Annotated in this window: 9 protein-coding genes; 5 read left to right on the top strand and 4 right to left on the bottom strand. The window is 71.2% G+C overall.

The genetic code is table 11. The features are described 5' to 3' along the window. Window positions 1-111 precede the first annotated feature (111 nt). Window positions 112-1,569 carry an MFS transporter gene (locus O3X23_RS35525; RefSeq protein ID WP_269276748.1) on the bottom strand — a complete coding sequence of 486 codons (1,458 nt, stop codon included), beginning with the start codon at window positions 1,567-1,569 and terminating at the stop codon, window positions 112-114. Window positions 1,570-1,926: 357 nt separating this feature from the next. Between O3X23_RS35525 and O3X23_RS35520 the strand changes: the two genes are divergently transcribed. Continuing rightward, the gene (locus O3X23_RS35520) at window positions 1,927-3,588 is read left to right on the top strand and encodes an FAD-dependent monooxygenase (RefSeq protein ID WP_269276747.1); all 1,662 of its coding nucleotides are present in this window, start codon (window positions 1,927-1,929) and stop codon (window positions 3,586-3,588) included. A 32-nt stretch (window positions 3,589-3,620) separates the two neighbouring features. Here O3X23_RS35520 and O3X23_RS35515 read toward each other — a convergent pair whose 3' ends face one another. Further along, entirely contained in the window at window positions 3,621-4,070 is a 450-nt protein-coding gene (locus tag O3X23_RS35515; protein WP_269276746.1) for a GlcG/HbpS family heme-binding protein, read from the bottom strand. A 204-nt stretch (window positions 4,071-4,274) separates the two neighbouring features. Here O3X23_RS35515 and O3X23_RS35510 point away from each other — a divergent pair, with 204 nt between their 5' ends. Next, a complete protein-coding gene (locus O3X23_RS35510; protein WP_269276744.1) occupies window positions 4,275-5,732 on the top strand; it encodes an MFS transporter in 1,458 nt (485 codons plus the stop codon). Between the two features lie 73 nt (window positions 5,733-5,805). On the opposite strand, the gene O3X23_RS35505 is transcribed toward O3X23_RS35510, so the two are convergent. Both O3X23_RS35505 and O3X23_RS35500 read right to left on the bottom strand, forming a co-directional pair. Further along, the gene (locus tag O3X23_RS35505; protein WP_269276743.1) at window positions 5,806-6,465 is read right to left on the bottom strand and encodes a cupin domain-containing protein; all 660 of its coding nucleotides are present in this window, start codon (window positions 6,463-6,465) and stop codon (window positions 5,806-5,808) included. A 155-nt stretch (window positions 6,466-6,620) separates the two neighbouring features. Then, window positions 6,621-7,706, bottom strand: coding sequence for a methyltransferase (locus O3X23_RS35500; RefSeq protein ID WP_269276742.1), 1,086 nt, complete (start codon window positions 7,704-7,706; stop codon window positions 6,621-6,623). Between the two features lie 243 nt (window positions 7,707-7,949). On the opposite strand from O3X23_RS35500, the gene O3X23_RS35495 reads away from it, so the two are divergent. The 3 genes from O3X23_RS35495 to O3X23_RS35485 form a co-directional block, all read left to right on the top strand. Continuing rightward, window positions 7,950-8,537 carry an RNA polymerase sigma factor gene (locus tag O3X23_RS35495; protein WP_269276741.1) on the top strand — a complete coding sequence of 196 codons (588 nt, stop codon included), beginning with the start codon at window positions 7,950-7,952 and terminating at the stop codon, window positions 8,535-8,537. After that, window positions 8,534-9,358, top strand: coding sequence for an MGMT family protein (locus O3X23_RS35490; RefSeq protein WP_269276740.1), 825 nt, complete (start codon window positions 8,534-8,536; stop codon window positions 9,356-9,358). The genes O3X23_RS35495 and O3X23_RS35490 overlap by 4 nt, the downstream gene beginning before the upstream one ends. A 143-nt stretch (window positions 9,359-9,501) precedes the next feature. After that, on the top strand, window positions 9,502-10,333 hold an 832-nt coding region (locus O3X23_RS35485), incomplete at its 3' end, for an AMP-binding protein (protein ID WP_269276739.1).

Below are 10,333 nucleotides of genomic sequence, written 5' to 3'. Positions count from 1 at the left end.
CCCGCCTCTCTGCTGAATTGGTTGAGCCTTTATCGCCGACTGAACGCCGCCGACTGAACGGAATGCGAACGGTCAGCTGCGGGCGATGTGTCGGGGCCGGGTCAGGGCGGGTCAGGGCGCCGTCTTCTCCCGGGCCGGCCGGAAGCCGTGGAAGGCGAACAGTCCGGCCGCCACCACCAGGGCGCCGAGCAGATAGAGCGTCAGCTGGATCCCGTCGGCCAGTTCGGCCGCGTGGCCGGGACCCGCGCCGTGCGCCCGGCTGGAGGCGATGGGCACCAGTACGGCCACACCGAGAGCGATCCCGAGCTGGAACGATGTCTGGCGCACGCCCGCCGCGAGCCCCTGTTCATGGTTGGCGACACCCGAGGTGGCGGCGAGGGTGGAGGTGATGGTGGTCGCCATGAACGCCATCCCCATGGGGAGCAGTACCACCGCGAAGAGCACGATGCTCGGTGCGGCGGACACCTGGGAGGCGACCAGCGCGATGAGCAGACCGGACAGCACCGTCGCGGCCGTGATGGAGCCGCGCAGGCCGATCCGGTTGATCAGCCGCCCGATGAAGAAACCGAAGGCGATGTTCAGGATACCGACCGGCGCGACAATGAGTCCGGCTTTCAGCGGGGAGTAATGCAGCACCTGCTGGAGATACATGGTCGTCAGCAGGTAAGCGGATCCGGAACTGACCCCGGAGAATACCGATACGACGTTGGCCGCACGCAGCGAACGGGAACGGAAGAGCCCGAGTCGCACCAGCGGTTCGGGGTGCCGGGTCTCGTACCAGAGGAATACCGCGAGCAGTGCGGCACCGGCCAGAAGGGGAATGAGGAAAGCGACCGACGTCCATCCGGACGCCACGCCCTGCGCGGGCGCCGCGACCACCAGGGAGACACCGACCGTGATCAGGATCGCGCCCACCACGTCGATGCGGTGCGGCTGCCGGGCGGCACGGGCGATGAACTTCGGCGCGAGCGCGGCCACCAGGAACCCGACAGGCACCGTCGCGTAGAACACGCCCTGCCAACCCCACTCACGTACCAGGATCCCACTCAGGACCAGCCCGCTGACGAACCCCAGTACGGTCGCGATACCGAACTTGCTCATCGCCTTGACCCGCTGGGGCCCTTCGGGGACGGACGTGGTCAGCAGCGCCAGGGCGGTCGGCGCGATCAGCGCGGCCGAGAAGCCCTGCAGGGCGCGTCCTGCCACCAGCATCACCGCGCTCTGCGCCATCCCGCACATCAGTGAGGTCAGCGCGAAACCGACCATGCCGATCGCGAAGACCCGGCGCCGGCCCAGCAGGTCGCCGATGCGCCCGCACAGGATGAGCGCGCCGCCGAACGCCACGTTGTACGCGGTGATGACGCCCTGCACTCCCGCCTGGGAGAAGCCGAGCTCCCGCTGGATGTCCGGGATGGCGACCGTCACGATCGACGCGTCGAGCATGACCATGAACTGGGCGCACAGCATCAGCGCCAGTCCGATTCCCGCCCAACGGGGTCCCGCCTGGCGGGTCGCTGTGTCCGTCACGGCCGCCGAAGCGTCCGCGCGGGCCGTGGTCCGCACCTGCATGACGAGTTCCCTTCTCCTGCTTGGCTCTCCCGCTCGGCGTCCTGGCTGACGCGAGCCGGTGATGACAGAACACCGGCCGCGCCGGATCGGTTGCACGGCGCCGCACGGTTTTTCGTGATCCGGTCACGCCGGAACGCGACCACCTCCCCACTGTGCTCCGCTCCCGGAGCCGGCGCTGGCGGGAATCGGACACGGCGTTCAGCGGTTTCCGGACGTCCGAAAGTCCCCCATGCACCCCGGTGACCTGCGGAGACGAGGCAGTGATGATTCGGCCGCAACATCCTGAGCGCGCCGGGCCGCCGATGTCCGTAGCCTGCTCCGGTCAGCGTTTCCCGACTCGGATCGAGGACGGTCGGCATGCCGGAACAGGACTTCACCGCACGAGCCCCGGTCGTCGTCGTGGGCGGGGGGCCCGTCGGTCTGGCCCTTGCCCTCCTGCTGGACGCCCAGGACGTGCCGTGCGTGGTGTACGACGAGGGGGACGCCTCCTTCGACCACCCGCGCGGCAACACCCACAACGCGCGCACCATGGAGCACTACCGGCGGCTGGGCATAGCCGATCCGATCCGCGCCCTGGGGCTGCCGGAGCACCATGCGACGGACGTCGCCTACTTCACCCGCTACAGCGGGTACGAGCTGGCCCGGCTGCCGATGCCGTCCGGTGCAGAGAAGCGCAAGGCCGTCGCCTCGGCACCCCTTGACGACCAGGTACCCGAGCCGCTGCATCGCGCCAACCAGATGTACGTCGAGCGGTTCCTGGTCCGGCACGCGCGGACCCGGCCGAACATCACCCTGCGCTACGGGGTCCGCGTCGACGAGATCCTGCCGGACGCGGCCGGGGTGACCGTCCGGGACCGCGACGGCGGCCGGACCAGGGCACGCTACGTCGTCGGCTGCGACGGCGGGCGCAGCCTCGTCCGGAGCTCGGCGGGCATCGAGTACACCGGTGAGCGCACCCTCGACCAGGACATCCTCGGCCGGAAGGCCACCGCCGCGTATCTGCGGCTGCCCACCCTGCGCCGGGACCTGCTCGCCGGGCGGGACGCGTGGAGCTACTGGGCCGTCAACGCCGATGTGGTGGTCAACCTCATCTCCCTGGACGGCGCGGACGAGTTCTGCCTGCTGACCAGTTCCCTGGACCCTGACGCCTTCGACGCGGAGCAGCTCGTACGGATCGTGCGGTCCGCGGCGGGCACCGACCTGCCGGTGGAGGTGCTCGGCCACCGGGCGTGGACGCCCGGGGTGGCCCTGGTCGCCCAAAGCTTCGGTGCGGGACGGGTGTTCCTCGCCGGGGACGCGGCCCACCTGTTCACGCCGACCGGCGGATTCGGGATGAACACCGGCATCGACGACGTCGCGAACCTCGCGTGGAAACTGGCCGCCGCGACGCGCGGCTGGGGCGGCGCCCGGCTGCTGGACTCCTACGGCGCCGAACGCCGTCCGGTCGCGCTGCGCAACACCGCGGCGGCACGGGCCCTGAACCAGAACCTGGGCGCCATCGACCGCCCGGCCGCACTGGAGGACGATTCGGCCGCGGGGTCGCGCGCGCGGGCGGCAGCCGCCGCCCTGCTCGGCACCCTCGGCGAGCAGTTCGCGTCCATCGGGGTCCAGCTCGGGGCCCGCTACGACGGTTCTCCCGTCATCCGCGCCGAGGACGGCGACACCCCGCCGCCCGACTCGCTCACCACGTACACGCCGAGCGGCGTCCCGGGCGGCCGCGCCCCGCACCTGTGGCTGGACGCCCGACGCGATGCGGGCAGTTCGCTGTACGACCGGCTCGGTACCGGCTTCACGCTGCTGCGCCTGGGAGCGTCACCGCCGGACGCCGCCGCGCTGTGCGCCGCCGCCGCGGACCGTGGTGTGCCGCTGGCGGTCCTGGATGTCCCCGGACCCGTCGGACGCGAGCTGTACGGCCGCGCCCTGGCCCTCGTCCGGCCCGACCAGCACCTGGCGTGGCGCGGCGACCGCCTCCCGCGCGACGCCGCCGCCCTGCTGGAGCAGGTGACCGGCGCCGGCTGAGCCCAGGTCTCCTGGCCCGGCGACGGCGGTTCCTAGCCTTCCGGGTCCAGCGCGTCCGCCCCGGCGCGGGCGATGAGCAGGTCCTTGCCGTCCCGCGACCCGCTGACGCCGATCGCCCCGATCACGTCGCCACCCGCGGTAAGGGGCAGCCCGCCGGCGATCAGCGCGATACCGGGCTGGCTGCCCAGGCTGCTCACCAGCATGGTGTTCTCCTCGATGGTCTTGCCGAACACATCGGTGGCCGTGTGCAGGGTCAGCGCGGTGTTGGCCTTGTTCAGCGCGACCGTGGTGGCGGTGTTCGCTGTGCCGTCCCTCCTGGCCATCGCCGTCACATTGCCCCCCGCGTCGATCACCACCAGCGAGACCCGGCAGTCCAGTCCCTGCGCGTGAGCCAGCGCCGCGCCGATGACCCGCTGCGCACCGGCCAGGCTGATGCTCCGGGTGGTGAACACCGCAGCTTCGCTCTTCTCGAGGTTTCTCACGTCGATGTCTCCATTTCGCTCGTCCGACGGGCCCGGCGGACACCTGCCGGGTGTCCTTCCCGTTCGGGGGAGAACACCGCCGACGGTCCGGCCGTTGCAACGGACCCCGCTCCGGCGGGGTTTCCCCACCAGCGGCGCTGTGCCGCGCCGACGGCGGAGTGCCGCCGCCGGCCGACATCCACGGCAACCATCCGGAGACGCCTCATGGAAGAACAACCGCACGCCCGACACTCGGGCCGGCTCCTGGTCTCGCTGCTCGGCGGCATGTTCCTCGGCAGCGTCGACATCGCGATCGTCAACATAGCGACGCCGTCGATCCGAGATCATCTCGGAGCCTCCGGCGGTCAGTTGGAACTGATCGTGTCGGGCTACACCCTGACCTACGCGATGCTGCTGATCACCAGTGCCCGGCTGGGCGACCGGCACGGATACCGCAGGGTGTACCTGCTCGGCCTCGTGGTGTTCACCGCCGCCTCCGCCGCCTGCGGCCTCGCCACGTCGCCAGGGGTGCTCATCGCGGCGAGGATCGTCCAGGGCGCGGGAGCGGCGATGACCACCTCGCAGGTGCTGACCGGGATCCAGCTGCACTTCGAGGGAAGGGAACGGGCCCGGGCCCTCGGTCTGTACACGGCGGTGCTCTCCACCAGCGCCGTCCTCGGCCAGGTGCTGGGCGGGGTGCTGGTTTCGGCCAACCTGTTCGGTACGGCCTGGCGTCCGGCCTTCCTCATCAACGTGCCGGTCGGCATCGTCCTGATCGCGGTCGCGTGGTCCTGTCTGCCCGCGGTCGCGCCGAAGCGCGGCAAGAAGCTGGACATCCCCGGCGCGCTGACCCTGTCGGCGGCACTGTTGCTGCTCATCGTGCCGATCATGATGGGACGGGAGGCCGGCTGGCCGCTGTGGACCTGGGCCGGCCTGACGGCCTCCGCGGGCGCCTTCGTCCTGTTCGTCCGGGTGGAGCGCCGGCAGGCCGCACGCGGCGGCAACCCGCTGGTCACCCTCTCGCTGCTGACCCGGCGGCCCGTCGCCCTGGCACTGATCTCGCAGGCCGCCACGGTGGCCACCTACTTCGGGATGCTCTTCGTCCTCGCCCTCTACCTGCAGCGGGGGCTGGGCAGGAGCGCCGGATTCTCCGGTCTGTCGCTGGTGTCCTGGGTCGCCGCGTTCGGTATCGCCGGGCCGCTCCTGGGCCGCTCCGGTCCGCGCGCGAAGCGGCTCGCCGCTCCGGTCGGGCGACTGGTGCTGGGTGCCGCATTCGCCGGTATCGCCCTGACCCTCGCCACCGGGCAGGCCGGCAACGACGCCCTGCTGATCGCCCTGCTGGGCATCGGCGGCCTCGGGTACGGCGCGGCCTTCAGCGGCACGCTGACCGGCCTGACCAGCACCGTCACCGACGAGTACGCCGCGGAGGTCAGCGGCCTGTTCAACACCACCATCCAGGTGGGCGGTTCGCTCGGCGTCGCCGTGTTCGGCACGGTCTACCTCGACATCGCCCCGCACGCCGGCCGCGCCGACGCGGTCTCGGCGTTCACCGTCGTCGCCGCCTCGCTGGCGGCCACCGCCGTCGTCGCCGCGCTGCTCGCCCACTGGGCGCTGCGCCCGTCGCCGCCCGGCGCCACCGCCCCGGGCGTGCAGCCGCGCTCCGATCCGGCGCTGCGCCGCTGACCGCCGGTGCCTCCGCGTACGCCGCCCCGCCACCGGAATCCGGTGGCGGGGCGGCGTACGTCCGGGCGCGCTCTCAGGGGCGGGGCTGGAGACCCGCGAGCTGACGCTCTATCACCTGACGCTCCACCTCAGGCGGCAGCTCCTCCAACTCCGTTCGCTGCGCCGGCTTCCACCCAGCGACGGGCGAGCAGGCGTGGTAACCCCTGAGCCGCGCCAGCGGAGCGACCGCGCCGTACAGAGCGCGCTGCAGCGGCCACGGGCGGCCGGTGAACCGCAGCACGTCGGAGAACTCCCGCAGGGTCAGGGAGGTCTGCATCAGGTTCGGCTTCCCCTGGTCGTCGCTCTGGCCCTCCTCGGCCAGACCGAACAGCTCGCGGAGCAGCAGGACCTCGAAGCGTGCCGCCCGGTTGGTGAACTCGACGATCGCCAGGGTCTCCTCGTCGTCGCTCGCGCTGTAGAAGCGGTGGGAGGTGCCCGGCGGGACCGCCACCGTCTGCCCGGTCTCGTCCAGGATCACGTCCCGGTCGGCCATGCTGACCCGGAGCCGGCCGCGGACGAGCGTGAACCGCTCCTCGCTCGCCGGGTGGAGATGGTAGTCCGCGGCGAAGCCGCCGGGGGCGACGTACAGGTCCAGCACCGACCGGGCGCCGCCGGTGTCGGCGGCGGCCGTACGGACGACGATCTTCTGACGGCACGGGGGGTTGTAGTAGACCTCACCGGCACTGACGGCCATCTTCCCTCTCCTTGCTGCACTGCTGCGCCCTGGGAACACCGGTCGGCTGTTCCCCTGTCCTTCCACGTACCTGTGCTGCTGCCTACCTGTCGCCGGGGCCGCGCCGCCCGGAATCCGCCCGGAATCCGCCCGCACCCGCCGGGCCCGGGGGGACGTCAGGAGGCCATCTTGGTGCCGCAGATGATCCCGTGAACGGGGATGACGTCCGGCGGCATGGTGCTGATGTCCTGCGAGATCGCCTTGGTGACCTTGAAGCCGCAGGCCTCCATCCACTGCTCGTACGTGGAGATCTTCTGCGGTCCGCCCTGGGCCATGGTGCAGCCGAGCATGTACGCCGGGAAGAAGTCCACCGCGTTCGAGGCCTTCACGTCCTCCGGGTAGATCGGCACCAGCACCTGCACCTGTCCGCCGACCTCCAGCGCGTCGTGCACGCTCTGGAAGATGCGGTAGACGTTCTCCTGGTCGAACATGTCCAGGAAGTGCTTGATCATGACGGTGTCGTAGCCCTTGGGCAGGCCCTGGAACACGTCGCCGCCGACGAACGAGCAGTGCTCCTCGACGCCGTGCTTGCGGAAGTTCTCCCGCGCCTCGGCCTCCTTCTCCGGGAAGTCGAAGCACGTCACCTGCAGATTGCCGGTGCCCTGGGCGCCCTTGTGGCGGTAGGCGAGGATCGCGCCGAGACCGGTGTTCCCGGCCAGGTCCAGGATCTTCGTGTCCTTGCCGACGTCCAGCTGGTCGTAGAACCAGGGGTCGATGAAGTCGGTGACCTGGTCCATCATGGAGCCCCAGGACGCCTGGAGTTCGGGGTACCGGGTGCTCGCCTCGTAGAAGTTGCCGTCGAAGTCGAAGAGCTCCTTGAGGCCGACGACCGAACCCGTCCTGACACTGTCGGAGAGGTGGTAGAGCTGCCGCAGGCAGACCTCCTTGACCATGTTCATCCACGGGATGACCCGCGCCAGGTCCTCGCCCGTCAGGTCCCGCAGACCGTCCAGCGCGTAGGTGGACGCGCTCTCGTCGAAGGAGACGAAGTCCTCCTTCACCAGCAGGTGCAGCAACTGCTCCGCGGCGGCGGGCGTCACACCGGCCTTCTCGGCTATCCGGCCTGCGGTCAGCCCGCCACCGGTGTCCTCCCTGAGCGAATCGACGATTCCCAGTTCGAAACAGCTGAGCAGGTTCATGAACCTCAGCGGGCCCAGGGTGTATTCACGGAACTTGGTGAGTACGGCGTCCTGCGAGCTCATCACGGTCTCCTTCGTTGGCCTGTCCGGTGTCCTGGCCTGTCGGGCATCGTTCGGGGCAAGCGTCGTGTGTGACCAACGTAGGAGCCGGGCCACGGCCGGGCACTCCGGAACTTGCGGCCGAACCGGGAACACCGGGGTGACGGCGCTCCGGGGCACACGATGGGGAGGGACGAAGATGACGGCAAGACCAGCGGCAGCGGGGGCCGCGCAACCCTCCCCGCCCGACCGGTGTTCTGAACGGTGATGGACGAAACGGCCGAACACCTGACGGAGCGCCTGGCAGTGGACCTCGACGACGGCTTCACGGAGCTGGTACGCCTCTACGCCAGGACGGTTCACGCGTTCCTGTTCCGGGTCACCGGGTCAGCCGTCGAAGCGGAGGACCTGGGACAGGACACCTTCCTGCGCGCCTACACGGCCCTGAAGGACTACTCACCGGCGCGCCGGCGGGACTTACGGTGCCGCGCCTGGCTCATGACCATCGCAGCCAATGTGTGGCGCAACCAGATCCGTACCAACGTCCGCCACCCGGTGTCCCCGGCCCCGGTCGAGAACTCCGCCGAGTCCTGGGCCGACGAGAGCCCCGGGCCGGAGGAACGGGCCTCCACCGCCGACGACAGGGGCCGCCTGGTCTCGGCGCTGACCGAACTCCCCGAGAAGTCCCGGGTCGCGGTCGTCCTGCGGCACGTCGTCGGGATGAGCTATGGGGAGATCGCCGAGTCCCAGGGATGCCCGGTGGGCACCGTCAAGGCGCAGGTCTCCCGCGGGGTCGGTAACCTGCGGGAGTTGCTGGAGGCCGGCGATCCGCCCCCGAGGGAGGTGCTGCAGTGAGCCGACACGACAACGCGGGCCCCGAGCCCGGGGACCACTCCCTGGAGGGCGCCCTGGCCGGACTCGCCTCTCCCGGCCCGGTGGATCTGGCGCTGGGCATCCTGCGCCACGTCGGGATCTCCCCCGAGCGGTACGACGCCTACGTCCTGCTCGACACCGACGCGGGCGGCCTGTACGCGGCGTACAGCCCCACCGCGATCACCGGCTCCGTACTGGAGTCGATGGTGGTCAGCCCCGAGATGTTCGAGGAGACCCACTGGCAGCGGACCGGACGCACCGCCGTCCGCTCCACCCTGCCCTTCCCCGGGCTGCGCCCCGCCCTGCGCACCGGGCGCGCCAAGTCGCTGCCCGTCGACCTCACCGGCCTCGACGCCCAGGAGCGCGCCGTGCTGCAGGCCGTCAGGGCCGTACCGAAGGGCCAACTGCGGCCGGTCGGCTGGATCGCGCGGGAGGCGGACGTGACGGACATGGCGGACCTCACCGGCTTCGTCGCCAGGACCCTGGCGCGGAACCCGCTGACGCTGCTGATCCCCTGCCACCGGGTCACCTACGAGGACGGCACCCCGTGCGACGCCGCGTACACCCCGGCCACCGGCAGGGCGCTGCGATCCGCGGAGGGCATCGACATGCTGCGGCTGGCGGAGCTGTCCCGGCGCGGCGGCCTCCTGCTCGGCAGCGACACCACCCACATCTACTGCCATCCGACCTGTGCGCACGCCCGCCGGATCACCCCTCCCCACCAGCGGCCCTTCCGCACCGCCGACGAGGCGCGGGGCGCCGGCTACCGCGCCTGCCGGAGCTGCCGACCGGTCTCCGTCTGAGGGCTGTCCGGCGCGCCGTGCTCAGGAGCGCCCGGCATGCCGTCCGGCGCGGAGTGCAACCCTTCCCGGCCCGCCGGTGTTCCGTCCTGTGCGGCGATCGGTCGCCCACCGTCCGGCACGACGCACGGGAAGGGACATCCGACATGCGCGACGAACTCGACGACGAGCCCCGCTGGTGGGGCTCCGAACTGCTGGCCCGACATTCCGCCGACGCGGTGTGGGCACGGGCCGGCTCCGAGGTGACCTACGAGCGGCTGCGCACGCAGGTCACCTCACTGCGGCGGCTCTTCGAGGCGTACGGTGTGCGGCCCGGAGCCACCGTGGTGCTCCAGGGCGCGCAGAGCTTCACCCAGCTGTGGTCGGTCCTCGCGCTGTGGTCGCGGGGTGCCCAGGTGCTGCTCATGGGACCGGAGATCCGCGGCAGGGAGCTGGAACGGCTGCTGGACCACTGCCGTCCGCAGTTCTACGTCGCCTTCGGCGGTGGCGGGCCCCGGTACCGCACCTTCCACGACGAGTGCGAGCTCCTGGTGCGCAAACTGCGCGGCGGACAGCGGGCGGTGACCGAGCACTGCCTCATCCACTTCACCTCCGGCAGCACCGGCTTCGCCAAGGCCGTCGCCCGCACCCCGCAGTCGCTGCTCGCCGAACTCGAAGCTTTCCGGCGGATGGACGGCATGCCGGGCGCGGGGTCGAACGTCATGCTGCTGGGACCTGTCGCCCACTCCTTCAATCTCGTCGGCGGCGTCCTGCACAACATGGACGCCGGGGCGGTCAGCGTCTTCCCGACGCGGGTCTCGCGGCCCGCGCTGCTGCGGACGGCGCTCGCGACCGGCGTGGACACCGTGCTGGGCCGGCCGGACCACTTCGCCGCCCTGGTACGGGGGGAACGCTCGGTGCGGCTGCCCGCGCTGCGCCATGCCATCTCCGGCGGGGACCGGCTGGACGGGCGGATCCACGCCCGGTTCGCCGAACACT

This window comes from Streptomyces sp. H39-S7, from assembly GCF_027158205.1.
Classification (GTDB): Bacteria; Actinomycetota; Actinomycetes; order Streptomycetales; family Streptomycetaceae; genus Actinacidiphila.
This window is presented reverse-complemented; position numbering and strand designations above follow the sequence as displayed.

Bases quoted from the DNA above. Each gene is read 5' to 3' on its own strand.
- O3X23_RS35525 (WP_269276748.1), bottom strand. From the start codon at position 1,569: ATGCAGGTGCGGACCACGGCCCGCGCGGACGCTTCGGCGGCCGTGACG.
- O3X23_RS35520 (WP_269276747.1), top strand. From the start codon at position 1,927: ATGCCGGAACAGGACTTCACCGCACGAGCCCCGGTCGTCGTCGTGGGC.
- O3X23_RS35510 (WP_269276744.1), top strand. From the start codon at position 4,275: ATGGAAGAACAACCGCACGCCCGACACTCGGGCCGGCTCCTGGTCTCG.
- O3X23_RS35505 (WP_269276743.1), bottom strand. From the start codon at position 6,465: ATGGCCGTCAGTGCCGGTGAGGTCTACTACAACCCCCCGTGCCGTCAG.
- O3X23_RS35500 (WP_269276742.1), bottom strand. From the start codon at position 7,706: ATGAGCTCGCAGGACGCCGTACTCACCAAGTTCCGTGAATACACCCTG.
- O3X23_RS35495 (WP_269276741.1), top strand. From the start codon at position 7,950: ATGGACGAAACGGCCGAACACCTGACGGAGCGCCTGGCAGTGGACCTC.